The organism is uncultured Salinibacterium sp. (genome assembly GCF_963974405.1).
In the GTDB taxonomy this organism is placed as follows: domain Bacteria; phylum Actinomycetota; class Actinomycetes; order Actinomycetales; family Microbacteriaceae; genus Rhodoglobus.
Genome location: NZ_CAXBBH010000001.1, coordinates 495,983 through 515,368, shown reverse-complemented (window position 1 = coordinate 515,368; position 19,386 = coordinate 495,983). Strand labels below are relative to the sequence as shown.

Annotated in this window: 17 protein-coding genes; 5 read left to right on the top strand and 12 right to left on the bottom strand. The window is 60.0% G+C overall.

What is annotated here, in order from left to right:
- Positions 1-2 precede the first annotated feature (2 nt).
- Together AACZ26_RS02505 and AACZ26_RS02500 are read right to left on the bottom strand one after the other, a co-directional pair.
- Positions 3-1,163, bottom strand: coding sequence for an AAA family ATPase (locus AACZ26_RS02505; protein ID WP_339618841.1), 1,161 nt, complete (start codon positions 1,161-1,163; stop codon positions 3-5).
- A gap of 50 nt (positions 1,164-1,213) precedes the next feature.
- Positions 1,214-2,335, bottom strand: coding sequence for an NAD(P)-binding domain-containing protein (locus tag AACZ26_RS02500; RefSeq protein WP_339618840.1), 1,122 nt, complete (start codon positions 2,333-2,335; stop codon positions 1,214-1,216).
- Between the two features lie 155 nt (positions 2,336-2,490).
- Between AACZ26_RS02500 and AACZ26_RS02495 the strand changes: the two genes are divergently transcribed.
- The gene (locus AACZ26_RS02495; RefSeq protein ID WP_339618838.1) at positions 2,491-2,721 is read left to right on the top strand and encodes a DUF3073 domain-containing protein; all 231 of its coding nucleotides are present in this window, start codon (positions 2,491-2,493) and stop codon (positions 2,719-2,721) included.
- An 80-nt stretch (positions 2,722-2,801) separates the two neighbouring features.
- Here the strand turns inward: AACZ26_RS02495 and AACZ26_RS02490 are convergent, their stop codons facing one another.
- From AACZ26_RS02490 to AACZ26_RS02460, 7 genes are all read right to left on the bottom strand, one after another.
- Complete coding sequence (locus tag AACZ26_RS02490) at positions 2,802-3,785, bottom strand: alpha-ketoacid dehydrogenase subunit beta (protein ID WP_339618836.1); 984 nt, start codon at positions 3,783-3,785, stop codon at positions 2,802-2,804.
- Complete coding sequence (locus tag AACZ26_RS02485; protein WP_339618834.1) at positions 3,782-4,765, bottom strand: thiamine pyrophosphate-dependent dehydrogenase E1 component subunit alpha; 984 nt, start codon at positions 4,763-4,765, stop codon at positions 3,782-3,784. Before AACZ26_RS02485 ends, AACZ26_RS02490 begins: the two co-directional genes overlap by 4 nt.
- 14 nt (positions 4,766-4,779) lie before the next feature.
- Positions 4,780-5,841 (bottom strand): LacI family DNA-binding transcriptional regulator, encoded by a 1,062-nt coding sequence (locus AACZ26_RS02480; protein ID WP_339618831.1) that lies wholly within the window; start codon positions 5,839-5,841, stop codon positions 4,780-4,782.
- An 11-nt stretch (positions 5,842-5,852) separates the two neighbouring features.
- Positions 5,853-7,019 (bottom strand): mandelate racemase/muconate lactonizing enzyme family protein, encoded by a 1,167-nt coding sequence (locus tag AACZ26_RS02475; RefSeq protein ID WP_339618828.1) that lies wholly within the window; start codon positions 7,017-7,019, stop codon positions 5,853-5,855.
- Between the two features lie 73 nt (positions 7,020-7,092).
- Positions 7,093-8,382 (bottom strand): extracellular solute-binding protein, encoded by a 1,290-nt coding sequence (locus tag AACZ26_RS02470; RefSeq protein ID WP_339618826.1) that lies wholly within the window; start codon positions 8,380-8,382, stop codon positions 7,093-7,095.
- Between the two features lie 105 nt (positions 8,383-8,487).
- Positions 8,488-9,306 (bottom strand): carbohydrate ABC transporter permease, encoded by an 819-nt coding sequence (locus AACZ26_RS02465; RefSeq protein ID WP_339618825.1) that lies wholly within the window; start codon positions 9,304-9,306, stop codon positions 8,488-8,490.
- Between the two features lie 2 nt (positions 9,307-9,308).
- Positions 9,309-10,202, bottom strand: a complete 894-nt coding sequence (locus tag AACZ26_RS02460; RefSeq protein WP_339618823.1) for a sugar ABC transporter permease — start codon at positions 10,200-10,202, stop codon at positions 9,309-9,311.
- Between the two features lie 158 nt (positions 10,203-10,360).
- Between AACZ26_RS02460 and AACZ26_RS02455 the strand changes: the two genes are divergently transcribed.
- From AACZ26_RS02455 to AACZ26_RS02445, 3 genes are read left to right on the top strand one after another with little or no spacing between them, the layout of a single operon-like run.
- The gene (locus AACZ26_RS02455; protein WP_339618821.1) at positions 10,361-12,763 is read left to right on the top strand and encodes a hypothetical protein; all 2,403 of its coding nucleotides are present in this window, start codon (positions 10,361-10,363) and stop codon (positions 12,761-12,763) included.
- A gap of 25 nt (positions 12,764-12,788) precedes the next feature.
- On the top strand, positions 12,789-13,838 hold the full coding sequence (locus AACZ26_RS02450) for a Gfo/Idh/MocA family oxidoreductase (RefSeq protein ID WP_339618818.1): 1,050 nt from the start codon (positions 12,789-12,791) through the stop codon (positions 13,836-13,838).
- On the top strand, positions 13,835-14,977 hold the full coding sequence (locus AACZ26_RS02445; protein ID WP_339618815.1) for an enolase C-terminal domain-like protein: 1,143 nt from the start codon (positions 13,835-13,837) through the stop codon (positions 14,975-14,977). Before AACZ26_RS02450 ends, AACZ26_RS02445 begins: the two co-directional genes overlap by 4 nt.
- 46 nt (positions 14,978-15,023) lie before the next feature.
- Here the strand turns inward: AACZ26_RS02445 and AACZ26_RS02440 are convergent, their stop codons facing one another.
- Both AACZ26_RS02440 and AACZ26_RS02435 read right to left on the bottom strand, forming a co-directional pair.
- A complete protein-coding gene (locus tag AACZ26_RS02440; protein ID WP_339618814.1) occupies positions 15,024-16,232 on the bottom strand; it encodes an aminotransferase class V-fold PLP-dependent enzyme in 1,209 nt (402 codons plus the stop codon).
- Between the two features lie 69 nt (positions 16,233-16,301).
- Positions 16,302-17,210 (bottom strand): EamA family transporter, encoded by a 909-nt coding sequence (locus AACZ26_RS02435; RefSeq protein ID WP_339618813.1) that lies wholly within the window; start codon positions 17,208-17,210, stop codon positions 16,302-16,304.
- An 84-nt stretch (positions 17,211-17,294) separates the two neighbouring features.
- On the opposite strand from AACZ26_RS02435, the gene AACZ26_RS02430 reads away from it, so the two are divergent.
- Positions 17,295-18,227 (top strand): LysR family transcriptional regulator, encoded by a 933-nt coding sequence (locus AACZ26_RS02430; RefSeq protein WP_339618812.1) that lies wholly within the window; start codon positions 17,295-17,297, stop codon positions 18,225-18,227.
- On the opposite strand, the gene purM is transcribed toward AACZ26_RS02430, so the two are convergent.
- Positions 18,224-19,330 (bottom strand): phosphoribosylformylglycinamidine cyclo-ligase, encoded by a 1,107-nt coding sequence (gene purM, locus AACZ26_RS02425; RefSeq protein ID WP_339618811.1) that lies wholly within the window; start codon positions 19,328-19,330, stop codon positions 18,224-18,226. The two genes, AACZ26_RS02430 and purM, sit on opposite strands and share 4 nt — an antisense overlap.
- Between the last annotated feature and the right edge of the window lie 56 nt (positions 19,331-19,386).

Below are 19,386 nucleotides of genomic sequence, written 5' to 3'. Positions count from 1 at the left end.
CGCTAGCGTTTCGGCCAACTCCACGCTGGTTCGTCAAGCATTCCTTGGCCCTCAATGCTGGTTTCACCGTCGCGCTTCTCGAGGTGAATACGACTCGCTCCCGCTTCCTCAAGTTCGTCGACCAAACCGGAGGCGTGCGAAACCACAACGATTTGTGTGTGCGCGGATGCTGCCTCAACGAGTTCAGCCAGAGGGGCAAGCAATCTGGGGTGCAAGCTGGTCTCTGGTTCGTTCAGTACGAGCAGAGTGGGCGGGCTGGGCGACAGTAGTGCCGCGACGAGCAGCAAGAACCGCAGCGTGCCGTCCGAAAGCTCGTTCGCCTCGAGTGGGCGCAGTAACCCTGGCTGCACCATGACGAGAGAGAAGAGCCCGTCTTGCGCGTGCACCTTCACCGATGCACCGTCAAAGGCTCGAGCGATAGTGCGATCGAGTAGCGCACGGTCGCCAAATTCAGTGATGGTTTGCAGCGCCGCGGCGAGGTCGGTGCCACTGTGGTCCAAGACGGGAGTGCGGGTGCCCAACTGTGGCTGCCGAACGGGGGCCTGAGGGTCCGTTCGAAAATGATCGTAGAAGCGCCAAGAACTCAGATTCTGGCGCACTTCCATGAGTTCGGGAGCTGCAACGGGGTCCGCGAATGCCGCCACCATGCTTTCGGTTGGACGAAGTCTGTAGTCGTGCGGAATCCACTCACCACCAGAATTCCTGACGCGAACTGCACCGTTGTGTCGTTCGGTCAGCGCTGTAGCTGGGCGCAAAACTGCACCGCTGAACACTGACTCTGCTTTGATCTCAGGATCACGGGCAAACATTGTGCTCTGGTCTGTCGGCAACCCGAAGTCGACCGCATACCCAAAACCTGTGCTCGCGTAGCCAAGCTTCAACGCGACAGAGTTGCGGCGCACCGTTCCTTGAACCGGATGCCCGAATTGCCGTGCAGCGGTCGCCCCCGACTCTGGCCCCGCCCACAACAGTGATTGCAATCCACCCTCACGCGCTAGTGCAGCAATCGCGCCAGACTGACCGACCTCGGCCAGTAACCGCAAACTGCGATACACACTCGATTTGCCGACGCCATTCGCGCCCGAAATAACCGTGAGCCTCGCCAGCGGAAGCACTACATGTCGCAGCGACCGAAATCCCTCAATTGCCAGCGTCGTGATCATGCCGTGAGCCTAATCAACGCGGCTGTCATTAATCCTGACGGCTGGGAGCGCTAGCGCCCGTTCTTCATGGCTTGCATCTTGCTGAGGGTGGCGATGGCCTGACGGGCGATCATCCGCCCCGCTCGGTTGGCACCGATCGTGGATGCTTGCGGGCCGTACCCCGCGAAGAAGATGCGAGGGTCCCGCCATGCGACACCTTGCCCGACAGAAACGCCACCCTCTTTTTCACGCAGTTTTAAGGGCGCGAGGTGGCGCAGTTCTGGCCGAAAACCCGTGGACCAAATGATGGCATCTGCCTGCTGAAACGCACCGTCTTTCCAGCGAACACCATCCGGCTCAATGCTCGAAAACATGGGTCGTGGCGTCAGAACGCCTCGCTCAATGCCTGCTTGGATGCGGCGGGTACGAGGAACACCAGTGCCGCTGACAATGCTGGGCAGCACTCGGCCGGCCCGGGCCGCCTCATCCTGGATGAGCACTGCTTCTTTGCGCGCTTCGAGATTGAGGGGACCGTCTTCGAGAAAGTCGATGGGGCGTCGGCTGACCCAGGTGAGGTTGGCCGCAAGGTTTTCCAACTCGAGCAGGAACCCGATTGCTGAGGTACCACCGCCCACCACGACGACACTCTGGTCGGTGAACTCTCGAGCGCTTCGATACTCGCTCGTGTGCAAATGGCGCCCTTCGAACGACTTGAGCCCCGGATACCAGGGAATGAAGGGAGCGCCCCACGTGCCAGTCGCATTGATGACCAGCATCGTGCTGACCGTTTTCGTTTCCTCGCCATCGAGCGTGAACGTCACGTTGAGGTGTTCACCAAAGTTGTCGACGGCCACAACATCGGCGTTGCGAACCACTTTGAAGTCGTAATGATCTTCGTACGCACGGTAGTAGTCAGCCACGACTTTCTTGGCTGGCATGTGGCGGTCAGCGGTTTCAAAACTCAACCCGAGTTCATCGAGCCCTGGCAGATCGTTGATGCGATGGGCAGAACCAATGCGCAACGCTTCCCAACGGTGCTGCCAGGCGCCACCGGTTCCGGGGCCGCGATCAAGGAGCACAAAGTCGTTGCCGGGATCGAGACCAAGTCGCCGCAAATAGTAGGCGACCGACAATCCCGCTTGGCCAGCACCAATCACGACAACAGAGGTGTCGGTTTCAGTGGTGGATGTCACGGGCTAACGTTACCTGCCCCAACCACACCTGTGCACCGCCAACCAAGACCTCTCTGTCGTGCGTGCTAAACTTCAGGTTAGTTTTCATCCATCCCTGTTCGCTCGTTCGCTGGCCACCGTCAGTGCACCGGGACAGACGTATGAGGGGGTCTCGCATGGGACGCGGCCGTCAAAAGGCAAAGCACACCAAGGTTGCTCGGGATTTGAAGTACTTCAGCCCAGACACCAACTATGGCGCGCTCGCTCGAGAATTGAGCGGATCAGAAAACACTGCCCCGGTTTCCGAAGACAGTGAGAAGTGGCCGGAGTACTCCGCTGGTGATTCGTACAGCGACACGTACGACACCGAAGACGATGAAGACGACGAGGAAACTCGCACCGCCTAACAGCAGCCTTCATCACACAACGTGAAAAAGCGAGCGCCCGACCCTGATGGGTCGGGCGCTCGCTTTTTGTCGAGACAACTTTAGAACGCTACGAGTTCTTTCGCTTTCGCCACAATCGCGTCGACGGACGGCAGCCACGCCTCTTCCAGAATGGAAGCGTAGGGAACGGGTGTATCCGGGCTGGAGAGCAGCGAAGGTGGAGCATCCAACAGCGTGAAGTGTTCTGTTGTCATTCGCGAGACCAACGATGCACCCCAACTGCCGTCGCGCGGAGACTCCTGCACCACGAGCAGTCGTGACGTCTTCGCCAGTGAACGAGCAACAGCATCGTCATCGAAAGGAATCAGCGTGCGCGGATCAATAACCTCAGCCTCGATTCCGGCTGCGGCAAGAGCATCCGCCGCCTCCACCGCACGGTGACGCATCTGCTGGGTTGCGACGATCGTGACATCCGAGCCCTCTCGCACGACGGCGGCCACCCCCAAAGGCAGCACGGCGTCGTCGCCTGTTGGCACCTCGCCCTTCAACGAAAACAGTCCCTTGTGTTCGAAGAAAAGCACCGGATCGTTGTCACGGATCGAGCCACGAAGCAAGCCATAAAGATCCTCAACAGTTCCGGGAACGACCACTTTGAGACCGGGGACATTCAGGAACCAATTCTCACCAGCCTGAGAGTGCTGAGCCGCGAATCCCGTACCCGCGCCGTTTGCCATGCGAATCGTCAAAGGAACCGTCACTTGCCCGCCCGTCATGTAACGATGCTTGGCGACCTGATTCACAATTTGGTCGTAACAGACGCCCGCGAAGTCGGCAAACATAATTTCAGCGATGGGACGCAAACCCATGATCGCTGCGCCGAGAGCTGCACCAACAATTGCTTGCTCCGATATCGGGGTGTCTCGAACGCGGCGTGGCCCAAATTCTTCAAACAGCCCGGCGGATGTCTTAAACGCCCCGCCTGCTGCACCAATATCCTCACCGATCATGAACACATCGGGATCGTCGCGCATCTCATCAGCAATAGCGCGAGCAATAACTTGGCGATAGTTGAGGGTGTCGCTCATGAGTAGATGTGCTCCATTCCGGCAGAAAGTTCTGGCTCAGGCCACGTGAGTGCGAGATCTCGGGCTGCGGCGACTTCGTCTCGGGCCGCGCGCTCAACAGCGGCAGCAGCATCCGCCCCACCTGCAGCCTCAATCGCCTCGCGCAATTTCACAATGGGGTCACGGGCAAACCACGATTTAACTTCGTCTTCCGGCCGATATTTGGCGGGGTCGCTGCGCGAATGACCGCTGTGGCGGTAGGTATCGGCCTCGATGAGTGTCGGACCTTCGCCCGCTCGAGCACGCTCGACAGCCTCGGTCGTAACGGCGCGCATCCCGATAACATCATTGCCGTCGACGAAGACTCCCGGCATGCCATAAGCCGCAGCTCGATCGCTCAAGCGTTCAACGGGGGTAGTCGACGCCATCGTCGAATACTCACCGTATTGGTTGTTCTCGATGACAAAAATCGCCGGCAACTTCCAGATTGCGGCCATATTGAGGGATTCGTGAAATGCCCCAATGTTGGTGGAGCCGTCGCCAAAGAACGCCACGCTCACTTCAGAAGTGCCCCGATAGCTTGAGGCAAGAGCGGCACCAACGGTCGTCGGGAGGTGAGCGCCAACGATCGCGTTCGATCCCAAAGCGCCGACAGAGACATCGGCAAGATGCATGGAGCCGCCTTTGCCCCCACACAGCCCGCCTGCCCGCCCAAGGATCTCTCCAAAGGCGCGGTCAAGGGGAGCCCCCATCGCCAACACGGCACCATGGCCGCGATACGTGCACGTCATCGTGTCACCTGGGCTGAGCGCACTGCACACCCCAACGGTGACAGCCTCTTGCCCCTGACAAAGATGCGTACTGCCTCGCACCAAATTCTTGCTGAAAAGACCCATGATCTCGTCTTCAAAAAACCGGATCTCATACATCGAACGCAATAGCTCAAGGGCATCTGCGGGCAGTGGGTCAGCGAGCGTTGGGCTCACAGGGTGGTACGTCATTAGCTCACAACTTCCTACTTCTGTCGCGGGGTACCGCAACTGTCTGTGGTTCTGAATCCTGTTGGTAAATGCGCTTCTTCGCTTTCGGCGCCACCCAGCTGAGCCAGTACGAGCTCAGCAGCGGTGCGGCCAATTTCGGCAGGGTCGCGCGAAATGGTGCTGATCGCGGGAGTAAGGAACTCGGAAAGCGCCACGTCGTCACACGTGACGAGGCTGACATCACCGGGAATGTCGAGCATGAGCTCGCGCAACGCGCGCAACACTCCGACGAGAATCTGGTTGCTTCCTGCAATCAGAGCAGTGGGAGCATCCGCAGCGCTCATCAGCTCAATGGTTGCGCTATAACCGTGCTCAGCACTGAAATCGCCCATTCGGATGGTCGACACAACGTTCGGGTACTCACTCGCTACCGCGGCCAGAGTCTCCGCTCGTTCACGCGATGGTCGCACTTGAGAACTACCGTTAACGAGGGCAATCGACCGATGCCCCAGCGAAATCAGGTGTTCAACCGCCGCCCGGATACCTTGAGCATGGTCGCTGAGCACTGCCGAGGCCGACGTCGTCGCAATTTCACGATCGATGAGTGTGATCGGGTAATGCGCGGAATCGAGAGCCTTATTGAGCGCCTCATCGTTCTCATCACTGACCGAAATCAGCAAGCCATCGATACGGCGTTGCTCCATTGACCGCAATTGCTCAAGGGCAAGCCCTGGCTCGTTGAAGGAGTTCGCCACCAACATCGAATAGCCGCGTTGACGGAGCACACGCTCCGCCCCCATTGCGATCTGGGCAAGAAGAGGGTTACCGATGTCGGCAGCGACAAAGCCAATCGTGAAACTCTCGCCGGTGCGCAAACTTTGGGCGAGAGCATCCGGTTGAAATCCCAGCTCGTCGATGGCTGCGAGCACGCGTTCACGCATCTTGTCGCTGACATCCGGATGGTCGGAAATCACTCGGGAGACCGACGAGATAGCGACGCCTGCGCGTTCTGCTACTTCTCGCATTCCTGCTCGGCGAAGTGGCGGAGTCTGTCGACGCTCGCCCATTCCTCGCCGGTTTCCAGAGAGATCGCTCATGTTTTATTCACCTAGTCTTTCGAGACCCGATACTGGTCGATGTAGTCCCAGTTCAGATCCCAGCCCAACCCGGGGCGGTCGCTCAGGGTCAGGATGCCGTTGTTGAGTTCTGGTCTGTTAACAATCATGTTCCACCAGAACGGGTCGCGATCGGGGTGGAAACACTCGGCGAGAGTGCCGTGAGCTTGACTCGCCAGCAAGTGTGTCGACACTTGCGGCTCCTCATGGTGCCCCATCTGCACGTCATACGAGGTCGCGATTGCGGCGGTTCGCAACCACGCGGTCGGCCCGCCCGACCACGAGGAATCAAAATTGCACACATCTATCGCGCCCGTTTCCATCAGATCCCGGCAACCGCTGGCGCTGAATTCGGTTTGACCGGCGCAGACGGGAACGGGCCCCCGAAAACGCACATCCCGCATTGAGCGTTTATCGTTGTGCCACTCGACCGGCTCTTCGAACCAGCGGATGTTGAGATCACCGATCCGCCGGCTCAGGTCGACCGCGACATCTGGCTTGTAGCCCTGATTGGCATCGATGCAGATGATGAAGTCATCTCCAGCCGCTTCGCGAGCTGCAGTAATACGAGCCGCATCTTCCGCGGCGCTCAGCCCACCAACTTTGAACTTGACCCCGGCTAGACCCAGCTCTTGATAGTGATGCATTTCATCAGCGATGCTCCCGAGAGGTTCACCGTAGTAGCCACCGATCGCGATCATTGGCAACTCATTGCGATATCCTCCCCAGAGTTTCCAGAGTGGCGTCTTGAGTGCCTTACCGACAGCATCCCAAATAGCAGTATTCACTGCCGCGAGGGCGACGAGTCCGAGCCGGCGATCACGAAGAATATCGAACGTCACTTTGTACCCGGAATCCCACAGCCGTTCAATTGCCATTGCATCTTGGCCGATCAGTGTGGGAGCGAGTTCTTCGTGAATGATGCGATCGATGTCAAACATCGTCTCGTGTTCATCTCCGGTATATGCCTCTCCGATGATTCCCGCATCGGTGTGGATCCGGGTCACAATCGTTGCGCGATGAGTCATGTGGTAGTGGCTACCTCGAAACTCTCGGGCAAGCGGTGCGACCATAGGGATCGTCTCGATGCGGGTAATCGTCAGGCCGTGCGCTTGCGGATCCAGAGGATCGTGTTCAGCGTGAACTGGTTGATTGTGCATGTTCTTTGAACTCCGTTTTTCTTTCACCAAGCGCGTGGTGAGGGTAGTGGCTCGGACTCGTCGCTTACGGCGATTAGCCGCGCTGCTGCTTCTCGAGGTCGTCAAGGAACGCGGACAGGTCACCCGAGATCATCGTCTGGGTGAGGTTGGTCCATGACGCCGATTGCGCAGCACCGTTGAACTGGTTCTGAGCAACGTCGACTCCACCAACAGCGTCGACGATTTCTAGGATCTGGCCCGCACCGGTGCTTCCCGTTACACCGACAACATCAACGTCGGTGCGGTTCGGGAACTGGCTTGCTTCCTTGAGCAGGATCGTTTGTCCTTCGGCAGAGGCCATCGTCTCGATCAGCTTGAGCGCGGCATCCGGATTCTGCGACTTCGCGCTCACTCCGTACATCAGAACGGGGTTGAAGAACTGACCCTGAAGGCTGGTTCCTGCAACTTTGGGAGCGTTGAAGACGCCATAGGCGTCAGTGCCAAGCTTGTCGTCCCACACTTTCCAGTTGATTGCATTCGAAATGAGCCCGGGGACCATGGCGACTTTGCCAGCACCGAAATCTGCTTCTACATCGGTGAACTTCTTGCCAGCGAAGTCATCGTTCCAGCAATCCGCATTGTAGGAATCAAGTAACGGCTGCAACGAGTCCATAAAGCGCTCATCGTTGAGCGGGATATCGCCGGCGCGAACCGCGTTCACGTCTTCGGTAGAGAAGAACTGCGGTGAAAGGGATGACCATGCCCACCACAGGATGAAGGAGTCGCTTCCCGACATCCCAATTGGAGAGATGCCTTCGGCCTTGAAGGCATCGCACGTTGCGAGCATCTCATCCCACGTAGCTGGTGGAGCCTCGGGATCAAGGCCAACTTGCTCGAAGAGTGCTTTGTTGTAGTACCAGACGACACCTTGTGCACCGACGGGCACACCAGCAAATACGGAATCATCGGCGACGTCCTTGACCGTGGCAGACCAACCGCTGAGAAGGTCTGCATCGGCAAACTGCTCTTGAGTGAGGTCGGCCACCGAGCTGAACAGCGACTCGAAGTTCGCGCCAGGCAACATCTCAACAACATCGCCAAGCTTTCCTGCCCGCGCCTTTGTCGTTGCGGATGCCAAGAACTGATCGAAGGGAACGCGATCCTGTTCTGCTTCGACTCCGGTTTGTTCGGTGAACAAAGCAATGACGTCGTTCATGGCCTTGCCTTGACCCTGAGTGGTGTCAGCATCGCCACTGGTCAGAAGGGTAATCGGTGAATCGGCCGAACCTGAGTTGTCGCCGCTGGCGCAACCCGCGAGCAGTGCGCCAACTCCGATTGCCGCAGCGATCGAGAGTCCACGCCGTTTTGTGAATATCTGTGACACTTGTCGTACCTCCATTGTGTGATTGTGATGCGCTTCTTTGCCCACCTTGGGGTAGTGCTGGGATGGTCTTGCGATCACCCCTGGGGGTAGGGGGCGGTCTGAGATTCAGTCCTTGACCGCCCCCGATATGGCTCCGGCTTGCAGCCACCTTTGTCCGAAAACAAAGAGCAAGAGCACCGGAGCCGTGCCAACGAGCATTGCTGCTGCAGTAAGCGGGCCTCCGGTGCGGAACTGTGACGAGAACTGCGCAATCGCTACTGCGACCGTCGGCGTATCGCCGGATGGCAGCAGCAACAAAGCAAGCAGAAGCTCGCTCCACTGCAAGAAGCAGGTCAGGATGAAAGCGGTCGCGAGTGCGGGCTTAGCCATCGGCAGTGCGATCGAGACGAACTGCCTGATTGGCCCAGCACCATCCACATCACCGGCCTCGAAGACTTCAGAGGGCAACTGCGAGAAAAACGATCGCATGAAGACTGTTGCCCACGCGGAGAACATGACCCCGTACACAACACCAAGCCACACAAGTGAATCCAGCATCCCCCACACTTGAAGCAATTCGAACATGGGGATCACGAGGGCAGCTGCGGGCAGAAACATGGCCGAAGTCGTGAGCGCGATCGTGAAACGTCGACCAAGGAACTGATAGCGCGCGAGCGCGAAGCCAGTGCAGGCGGCGAGAGTGACCGCAAGGGTTGCCCCCACCCCCACGGTGATCGTTGAGTGAAGGATTGCTTGAGCCATTCCGCCGGTGACCCAGACCGTGCCGATGTTCTCGAGTGTCCAGGTGCCGCCGAAATTGGCCGGTTCGCCGACGTATTCGGCGGTGGGCTTGAGGGCAACGCGTACGACCCACAAAATGGGCCCCAGCACGATGATGAGCGCAAGAGCGACAATGACTGTTTCGAACCAGTTGTTCTTCTTCATGGCTAGTTCCACTCCTCCGCCTTGCGGATACGCCGCATCCCGGTCTGAATGAGCACAATGAGCGCGATGAAAACGAGACTGACGACCGCGATCGCGGCACCTCGCCCGAGCGTCGATCCCTGATTGAGCGTCGCGTACACGGCATAGTCGAGGGTCGTCGACGCCACACCGGGGCCACCCTGAGTGAGTCCATAGATCCAGGGAAAGAAACCGGTCACGGTCGAGATCGTCAAGAGAAGTATCCAAAATCTCGTTATGGGTCGCAGCGCTGGGCGATAGATGTGCCAAATCAGCTGCCACCGGTTCACGCCGTCGAGTTGAGCTGCCTCGATGTAGCTTGGCGAAATTGCCGCTAGCCCCGTGGAATAAAAGAGCACACCGCTTCCGAGTGTTGCCCACCCGATGACAACGACAACGGTGATGAGAACGAAGTTCGGGTCGGTAAACCACCCGGGCGCGAGGAAGCCAAGGCCGGCGGCTCGAAGGCCAGCGTTGACTGGGCCCTCATCCGCGAGGACGATGCGGAACACTCCACCGACGATGATGGGTGGCAACATTGCCGGAATATACAAGATCGCCCGAATCGTCGATGCTGCCTTCATCGGGAAAACTGCGATGGCCATGATGAAAGGCACGAGAACCCACACGACTACACCGCCGATGAGCACAAGGTTGTTCAGGAGGATGCGGTAGAAATCTGGCCAGGTCGCCAAGAAGACGAAGTTGTCGAGGCCCACATTGATGGGTTCAGAGAGCCCGTCGTATTGAGTGGTGGAGTAGTAGAAGACAGCGCACAGTGGCCAAAAGATGAAGGCGAGAATGAGCAAGAGCTGGGGCAGGACGAAGGCCTGACCAGGGTTGGTCACTTTCGATAGCGTGCGCGTCTTTGCGGCCATTCTTTGTTTTCCTCGGGTGTTCGCGATGGGGCTTTCGTTGAGAGCGTAAGTCGGTTACATTCATCCTGTCAACGTTTCTGGAAAGGTTACCGGTTTTGATGAACCTCTTCTCACATCCACTCGCCACACCGTCGTGGGAGATGGAAAAGGCCGCCCCTATGAGGCTTCACACGCGCTCGTTGTGGAGCACTCCGACGGACAGAGAAGAAAGCGCGCCAGACCAGCGAATCATTCACCAGCGGGCCATCTTTACGAACAAACCAGCGGTCTTCAACAGACTCTCGGTCGCCCAAGCACCCGGATACCATAAGTGCGCAAGCGGGCAAGAAATTGACGCTGCGCTCGACGTCGTGGTCTTCACAGAGAACGGCGAAAACGGTTGGCGCGAGGTAGGCCACTTGAGATCCACCGCCGAGGAAGTTCTCACGCAAGGCGCAAGCATCAACCTCGGTGGGCTTGAAGCAAGTTCACTCGTAGCCCAAGTTCGACGGGCAGCCACCGACGAATGGTGGCCAGGATGGAATTTGGCATCCACTGGCCTCCTACTTGAGGGAGAAACAAACAACGACTGGGAACCAGATAACGAAGGCAGCCTCTCGGTATCGGCCCTCGATCTCAGCCACCAGTCTCCCGAAGTCAGCGCTCGCGCAACTCAGACTGAAGTGCGATTCAACACACCCCACCTTCAGGTCGGTTTTCGACTTACTTCCCCCGCATGGTCCTACTTAGCGCTAGATGCTGACGGAGCGGGAAATACTCATTTCAATCTGCTGCAAATGCCGCGATCGATGGATATCGTTCGCAGCGGCGTTTATCCCTCGGGGGTCTATCCCGTGTTGCGCGATCAAAACGCCGAGTATCTTGCCCAGGGCCCACGGTTTACAGCAACTACCGGGCTCATGCCTCTCGGATTCCTGCACACCGACTACGTCGGGACAACAACGGTTCGGGGCTCGACAGTGCGCTACGAGTTCACGAGCGAGGCGGCATCCCAAAGCTACGTTCTGGAATTTACGGTCGAAGCTGACCGCATCCGGATGCACGTCGAGCGTACGAGCGATGTAGAACGCCGCGCGTGGACCAGTTCGGCGTGGCACGTCGCCACGAACAATCGCGTCACGCCATCGTGTGCGCTCGGCCAGCTCACGTACCGCGGTGAGACCGGCCTGCTCGACGGCCCCCTCGCCTGGCACTTTCCTCGCCACGGAACCCTCAGTATCAGCGGCAGCGAGAATGCACTCTGGCGCAGCGACTCCGTGCGCCCCCTCGACACCAACACCCTTGAGCTTAAAGTTGGCGAGATTGCGACAGGGTTCGGAGACTATATTTTGCCGGCGGGACACCATGCGGCAGACATCGAGCTCGCCGTCGAAACCCCCACTCTCGCAACGCTTAGCGATGACACTCCAGCAGCAATTCGCCGGATGCTCGAACGGCACACGCTCACCGCTCTGCCATTCCGTGGCGACACAGCGACCTATTCCAACAACGGTGCTTCGATGCACTGCACCACATCGCTAGCCGATGTTTCTGCTATCGCTGAGCAGCTGGATGAGGTTCCGAATCTCCCGGCGATGGAGTGGGTGGGCCGATCATTGCAGCGCTGGCTCGACGGCGCTCCCAGCTATGGCAGCGGAACGACGTCTCACGGTGACTATCGTCTCGATGACGAGTACGTGCATATGAGCGCAAATACGCTCGGCGCTGCAGCACGGTTCGCTGCGTGGGAGTCATCAGGAGAATGGTTCGCGCGAAACCGTGCAACCCTCCTGCGAGAAATTGAAAGCATGCTCGCTCGCGATGTCGACGGAGACGGCCTCGTTGAATCAGAGTTGCGCGTCGGCAACAGTGGCGACCATCAGTGGAGCACCTGTTGGGCTGACGTACTGTCTTTCGGCTGGAAAGACGCCTGGGCCAACGCGGTGGTGTTCGAAACATGGTCGCTGTGGATTCCCGTGCTCGAGGCTCACGGAGAAAGTGAGCTCGCCGCCCGCCTTCTCGCGAGCCGAGCACTGCTCAAGAGCAACTACTTCGACACTTTCTACAACTCCGACACGGGACTCATAGCGGGATGGCGCTCGAAGGATGGCGCTCTGCACGACTACGGGTTTTCCCAGCTGAATGGAATGGCCTGCATGACAGAACTCTTGCCTGTCGAGGCTGCGCGTGGCGTTATGGAATCGCTCGTCGCTGCCTGGGATTCGATCGGGCTCACGGACTTCCGCAACGGCATCCCACTCAACATCTGGCGTATTCCCGAGTACGACATCGGTGGTGTCGTCTTCGGACTTCCCATGGGCAGTTACCAGCAAGGCGGATACTCTCACCACGGCACTCGAGTGATCGTCGAAGCACTCGATCGAGTCGGCCTTAATGACACAGCAGCGCAGGTTCTCGAAGAACTTGCCACCACAATTGCCGATGACACGTCATTCGGCGGGCTCGGCTCCGGAATCGACTGGAGAATGAAAGATGGCACACCAAGCGGCTACGAGGGCCAACTCGTTGAAGGATTCAGCGTTCTTGCATCAGCACTCCGCCGCTACCGCGTGACCGGCTAACACCAGCAACATCCGGAGGTATTCAATGAAGAAGATCCGAGTTTCAGTGATCGGCGCGGGGTCCTGGGCGGTGGCCGCCCACTTGCCAGCTCTCGCCTCGCGTGACGATGTTGAGCTGGTCGGCGTCTGCCGGTCGAATGCGGATGCCGCCGCACGCATCCGCGACAAGTTCGGTTTCGCCTGTGCCTCGACCGACTATCGTGACGTACTCAGCCCCGGAGTGGACGCGGTGATCGTCGCTTCGCCCTCGTCGCTTCACCACGAGCACGCGTCCGCCGCGTTGCGAGCGGGCGCTCACGTGTTATGCGAGAAGCCAATGACTATTGCGGCATCCGAGGCCTGGGATTTGGTTGCGATTGCGCGAGAGAACGAGCGTGAACTCTTGATCGCCTTCGGGTGGAACTACATGAGGATGATCCGAGATGCTCGAGCGTTGATTAATCGCGTCGGGGTCGGCCGTCTTGAACACGTGACTGTGCACATGTCATCCTCGACACGGGAACTCTTGAGCGGCACTGGAGCGTACCCAGATTCTGCTGAAGATTCTGCCCCGCAGACTGCCACCTGGACTGATCCGCTCATCTCCGGTGGCGGATATGGTCAAGCGCAATTGAGTCACGCTTTGGGCCTCACACTCTCCCTATTTCCTGACCGTGTTGTTGCAGCATCCGCTCAGATGTTTGGCGCAGCGACGACAGCGGTGGAGTTGCATGACGCCGCAGTCCTCACCTTTGAAAGCGGCGCTATTGGCGTGCTTTCAGGCGCCTCCGCGCATGCCGGAGCGTGGAAAGACAAGCATGATCTTCAGGTTCGGGCGGTGGGCAGCGAAGGGCAAGCAATGGTCGATGTTCTTCGCGAAGAGGCCTGGATTTATCGACCAGACAGTGGCGAACACCGCCTGAGTCTTTCCGAGGGCGATGGAGCGTACCAGGCGTCTGGGCCCGCGCACGCTCTCATCGAGAGTGCACTCGGGCGTGGCGATAACCCGGCGCCGGGATCTCTGGGTGCTCTGACAGCCGAGGCGCTTGAGCTCGTATATCGCAGTGCAGCTCACGGCGGGAGCGTTGCTCGATGAATCATCCAGTCATTGTGCAGGTCGAGGCGTTTCCGATGCCCTACCGCGAATCCAACGATCACGACAGCACACGCTACAGCTGCTTGGTACGAGTGGTGGATGACGCGGGTCATGTGGGTTGGGGCGAGGCAGCCACCATCGTGCGTGAGGCTGCGAGCGCGACCGCCGTTCTCGTTCGCGGCTTCGCCGATGCTCTCGTGGGGACTTCGGCTTCCCCTGATTCAGCGAATGCGACGATGGCGGCACACGCCTGGTGGCATGGCGGTGCTGGAATTGCGAGTTTCGCGGTGTCGGCTATCGATATGGCGCTCTGGGATCTAGTCGGCCATCGTGGAGGACGCAATCTGGCTCAATTGCTTGGCGCATCCGCCAGCGCAAGCCTTGAGCCGATCATTACGTGCCATGCCTCGGTCTCCGACTTGGACGAGATGACCTCGGAGATGGCTGAGTGGGTTCTTCGTCGCGGGGCCTCTGGGATCAAGATTGCTTTCGGCAAGGCTGGGGCGTCTCGGTTGGGGGTTGAACTGGAGCGAGATATTGCCTTCATGACGGCCCTTCGCGCTGCGGTAGGCGAGCACACCCAGATCATGATCGATGTTGGTCCGCGGGTGGGCTGGAGTGTTGAGCAAGCTCAAGACCGCATCGACTCTTTGGCACCGCTAGGGCTGTCGTGGCTCGAAGAGCCGCTCGGAGCCCGCGATCCTGACGGTTACCGGCACTTGCACGACAATGCTCGCGGTGTGCTTATCGCCTACGGGGAGCGCGAGTGGAACGCGACGGGCGTGAGCGAGATCGTCAGCACGGGCACGGTGGATGTCGTGGGTTTGGACCCGGGGCGAGTCGAGGGAGTCAGCGGTTTTCGCGCTGCCGCAGCGCTGTGCGCCCGAGCCGGCGTGAAAGCGAATGCCCACGCGTTTGCTGGACCGCTCGTGTATGCGGCGTCTCTCGCGCTTTCCCTCGCGAGCGAGGCATGCGATGAGTTTGAGTTGGCTCCTCGACGCAACGAACTTTATGACATTGTCGGGGCGCCCGAATCGCACTCAAGTGTGGGTCGGCTGACAGCGCTGGACGCGCCCGGCTTGGGTATCGAGGTCGATGCAGACCGTGTTCGTGCGGCGAGCGCAGCTTCCGGGTTGTAGCTACGACGTGCACTCCACGACGCGGGACTCTCGCGCACTGTACGGGCTAGCCCTCGCGGCTCCAGTTCACGAGCGTCGGCACGACGTCTTCCGCGAAGCGCTCGTAGTCGTCGGCCGTGTTGTAGGCGTGCGCGGCGAGACGCAGGTAGCCGGTGTCGCGCCAGTTGGTGATCTGAGTCTCGAAACCGAGTGTGTCGGTAATGCGCTGGCGTAGGGCTTGAGCTTCGGGGCCGGTAGCGCCGAGAGTGCCGGGCAAACGCAACAGACGCATTCCCGGAGCCGGTGCTCCGACATCCACTCGCGATTCTTCGCCTGAGGCCGCATCGAGCGCATCGGCGACGATGTCGGTTGAGTAGTTCAGCAGGGTGTCGATGTAGGCGCGGATAGCATCCCATCCGATGCGATCTTCGAGACCGGTGATGACATCCACCGTGGCGAGCCAGGGGGTGTAGTCAATGGTGCCCTGCTGGTCGAAGCGTGCGGGAAACGGCTCATCCATTCCCCACGAGTCGATGAGCGGATACAGCTCTTTCGCGAAGGTCTTCTCGGCAACGAGCACCGCTGTTCCGCGAAAACCGCAGGCGAACTTGTGGAGGTTTCCGACCCAGGCGGATGCCGCCACGCCCTCTGCAGGTCGGTGCTGAATGCCGGGCGCGTGAGCAGCATCCACGAGAAGGGGCACTTCGTGCTGTGCAGCGAGTGCTGCCAATTCAGCAAGCGGGAACTCTCGCGCCGTTGACGAACTGGAGGCGTCGACGATGAGGCCGGCAGGTTTTTTGGCGAGCGCCTTGCCGAGCGCGTTCACAATCTGTTTTGGCGAAGCATCCAGATCGATAGGAACAGTGCGCACTGTAGCGCCGCGCTGGCGGGCTTCGCGCTTGGCGGAGAAAGCGACCGCCCCGTACGTGTGGTCGGTGATAACTAGTTCGTCGCCCGGTTTCAATTGCAGGGAACGGATGGATGCCGTCATGCCGGCACTAGCGTTCGGAACGAACCCAAAGTGATCAGCATCCACCCCGATGAAGTCGGCGAGGTCGGCGCGGGCCTGCGCAACACGAGCAGGCGCGGCGCCGAACCAGCGTTGCGGGGCGCTCTCGGCTTCTTGCAGATAAGTGAGGCGACGCAATTGCGCGAAGACGGGGACTGCGCCGTACGACCCGTGGTTGATGTGACGCCAGCGCGAGTTGAGACTCCAGAGTGCTGCGGCGGGTGAACCGTCGCGCGTCAGGAGTGGTTCGGGTTTGTCAGTTGCCATAGCGCCCATTCAAGCGCACGGAACGACGATTCTGGCTCAGAGCAGCCGGGTGCTGTCGAAATTTTCGCGCTACGACAACGCAAGCCGCTGTCGCCGGAGGCTTCGGCCCACTAGTCCCGTGGTTATGGCGACGCCGAGGAGCAACATCAGTCCGCCAACCGCTTCGAGCACGGTCGGGATTTCACCCAGTGCGAGCCACGCGGTGGTCATTCCGACCACGGGCACGAGCATCGTGAACGGCACTACGGCCGAGGCCGCATGACGCGCAAGCAGTGTGTTCCAGATGCCGTACCCGACCAGGCTGGCGAGCCACGCGGTGTAGGCGGTCGACAGTAGCTGCGGAACAGTGAGGTGAGTGAGGGCGAAGCCGACAGCATCCGCCCCGTTGATCACCACGGCGAGCGCAAGCATCGGAAGGGGCACAACCAACGCCGACCAGACCGTGAGCGAGAGCCCGGCCAAGGGCGAGGATGTTGTGCCGATGCGGCCGACCCGGCGTGCGATGACATTGCCGATGGCCCACGATGCGGCAGCGGCCAGCGTCACGAAGAAGGCGAGGACGGGCGTTTCCGCCCCGCGACCGCTGCCCACCACCACGAGTCCGGCCGCACCAACGACGACTCCGAGCAGCTGGCTGCGGGTCGGAGTTTCACGCAGAGCGAGAGCCGCGAATACCACGGTGAGCACCACTTGCGCTTGAAGCACGAGCGAGGCAAGACCCGCGGGCATCCCCATCGCGAGCGCCGTGTAGAGCAGTCCGAACTGCCCGAGACTCATGAACAGCCCGATGAGTACTACGTCGCGAAACCGCGACTTAGGCCGAGGAACAAAGAAGATTGCAGGAACAATCACCGCGGCAAAGCGCAACGCGACAAACAGCGTCGGCGGCATCCCCTCAAGTCCCACATCGATCACGACGAAGTTGAGTCCCCAGATAACGGCAACGAGCACGGCAGCGAGTATCGAACGAAGGGGCATGCTGAGTAGTCTTACGGCTCAAATGAGGAAGCACCAGCGCACGGTTTTGCACACTATCCGGTGGACTAGCTACATAATTGGTGCATGATCGATTTGGCCGCCATCGACGCTCTCATCGCAATTTCACGAACAGGTACGGTTCACGCCGCCGCAAACGATCTCGGCTTCACGCCATCCGCGGTATCGCAACAGATCAAGCGGCTCGAACGTGACCTCGGCGCGCAGCTGCTTGATCGAGAGGGCCGAGGCGTTGTGCTCACCGCTGCTGGCCGCCGCGTTGTCGATGAGGGGGCTATGTTGCGCAAACGCATTGAAGAGCTCCGCTCAGGACTGCACGACGCCGGCACCCGCCCAGCAGGCACCCTTAAATTGGGCGCCTTCTCCACTGCGGTACGCGGGATAATCCCCCAGCTTCTCGCGCAGGTCACAAGTGACTTTCCCGAGCTTCGCGTCACGATCACCGAGTTCGAACCCTGGGATGCGGTTGCGGCCGTCGCCGCCGGCGCCCTCGACATCGCGCTAGTGCACCACTGGGAGGGCGTGGGCATGGCCATGCCGCCGAGCCTGTGCAGCGAAGAACTCTTTCGGGATGTCGCCGACGTGTTGGTTCACGAAGACGACCCGCTCGCGCGCAGTGCTTTTGTCACTCCAGAGGACGTGCGCGACCGTACGTGGGCCTGCACGCCTGACGGAACGATTTGCTACGAGTGGTTTTGTCACATGTTCCGCGGCGACCCACACCCACCACGCATCGACTTTCGGTGTCTCGAGTTTGCTTCTCAAGTAGCGCTCGTCGAAGTGGGGGCAGCCGTTGCTCTCGTGCCCCGCCTCGGGCGTGGGCAACTTCCGGCCAGCGTTGTGGCAGTCCCTCTCAGAGACCCCGTGCCGACGCGCCCGATCACTCTCATTTGGCGAGCGACAATGACGGAAGCGCCAGCAGTGCGCACCATACGCGCACTGCTCACGACATCCGCAGCAGGATTGGCACCTGCCGCAGCAGCTATAACCAGCGACTAGTTGGCGAACGAACCGCTCAGCCGCACAGCGCCACCGTTGACGCCCTTGGCGCCCTGTTCGAAACCAGAGAGGTCATGGGCGGCCATCGAGACGCGACCGACTTCCCACGAAGGGATGCCGTCGGCGGTCAGGGAGGCGATGGTTGCGTCGGCGGCGTCTGCAGCCACGATCGCGATCATGCCGATTCCGAGGTTCCAGGTTCCTTCGGCACTTTCGAGGCTGGAACCGGCCAGGTCGGAGAGCACCCGGAATACGGTGGGCGGCGACCACGTGGAGCGTTCGACTTCAACCCACGACCCGACGGGCAGCACGCGCGCGAGGTTGGCGGCGATGCCACCACCGGTGACATGGCTGAGGGAGTGCACTGCGCCAGGCTGCGCATCGAGCAGGTTGAGCAGCGGCATTGTGTAGAGGCGGGTCGGCTCGAGGAGCACTTCGCCGACAACTCCGCCGAGTTCGTTGAGGTGGTCGCTATAGCCGACCTTGTTGTTGGCCAAAATGTGGCGAACAAGCGAGAAACCATTCGAGTGGATGCCCGAGGATTCCATCGCGATCACAACGTCGCCATCAGCCACGAGGTGCGGGCCGAGTTGGGATCCTGCTTCAACCACGCCCGTTGCTGCACCGGCAACGTCGTAGTCGTCTGGGCCGAGAAGACCGGGGTGTTCTGCCGTTTCGCCGCCCACCAGCGCAGTGCCGGTTGCCGAGCATCCACGAGCAATACCGGCAACGATGTCAGCGATACGCGAAGGAACGACTTTGCCGCACGCAATGTAGTCGGTCATAAAGAGGGGTTTAGCGCCCACCACGACGATGTCGTCGACGACCATGCCGACGAGGTCTTGGCCGATGGTGTCGTGCTTGTCGAGCGCCTGAGCGATCGCAACCTTCGTGCCTACGCCATCCGTCGACGTCGCCATCAGGGGGTGCGTGTAGTCCTTGAGGAACGAGGCGTCATAGAGGCCTGCGAATCCGCCGAACCCTCCGACCACGTTGGGCCCATGAGTGGCGCTGACGGCCGCTTTCATGAGTTCTACGGCACGGTCACCAGCTGCGGTGTCAACACCGGCTGCGGCATAACTGGAGGAAGAGTTCTCGGTCACGGCTCTAGCGTACCGGTCTGATGTAACCCGGTCGCCGCAGATCAGCTGGGGTATGA

Coding starts and splice junctions, on each gene's coding strand:
- AACZ26_RS02430 (WP_339618812.1), top strand. CDS start 17,295: ATGATCGATTTGGCCGCCATCGACGCTCTCATCGCAATTTCACGAACA.
- AACZ26_RS02505 (WP_339618841.1), bottom strand. CDS start 1,163: ATGATCACGACGCTGGCAATTGAGGGATTTCGGTCGCTGCGACATGTA.
- AACZ26_RS02490 (WP_339618836.1), bottom strand. CDS start 3,785: ATGAGCGACACCCTCAACTATCGCCAAGTTATTGCTCGCGCTATTGCT.
- AACZ26_RS02475 (WP_339618828.1), bottom strand. CDS start 7,019: ATGCACAATCAACCAGTTCACGCTGAACACGATCCTCTGGATCCGCAA.
- AACZ26_RS02440 (WP_339618814.1), bottom strand. CDS start 16,232: ATGGCAACTGACAAACCCGAACCACTCCTGACGCGCGACGGTTCACCC.
- AACZ26_RS02480 (WP_339618831.1), bottom strand. CDS start 5,841: ATGAGCGATCTCTCTGGAAACCGGCGAGGAATGGGCGAGCGTCGACAG.
- AACZ26_RS02495 (WP_339618838.1), top strand. CDS start 2,491: ATGGGACGCGGCCGTCAAAAGGCAAAGCACACCAAGGTTGCTCGGGAT.
- AACZ26_RS02445 (WP_339618815.1), top strand. CDS start 13,835: ATGAATCATCCAGTCATTGTGCAGGTCGAGGCGTTTCCGATGCCCTAC.
- AACZ26_RS02450 (WP_339618818.1), top strand. CDS start 12,789: ATGAAGAAGATCCGAGTTTCAGTGATCGGCGCGGGGTCCTGGGCGGTG.
- AACZ26_RS02455 (WP_339618821.1), top strand. CDS start 10,361: ATGAGGCTTCACACGCGCTCGTTGTGGAGCACTCCGACGGACAGAGAA.
- AACZ26_RS02460 (WP_339618823.1), bottom strand. CDS start 10,202: ATGGCCGCAAAGACGCGCACGCTATCGAAAGTGACCAACCCTGGTCAG.
- AACZ26_RS02435 (WP_339618813.1), bottom strand. CDS start 17,210: ATGCCCCTTCGTTCGATACTCGCTGCCGTGCTCGTTGCCGTTATCTGG.
- AACZ26_RS02465 (WP_339618825.1), bottom strand. CDS start 9,306: ATGAAGAAGAACAACTGGTTCGAAACAGTCATTGTCGCTCTTGCGCTC.
- AACZ26_RS02485 (WP_339618834.1), bottom strand. CDS start 4,765: ATGACGTACCACCCTGTGAGCCCAACGCTCGCTGACCCACTGCCCGCA.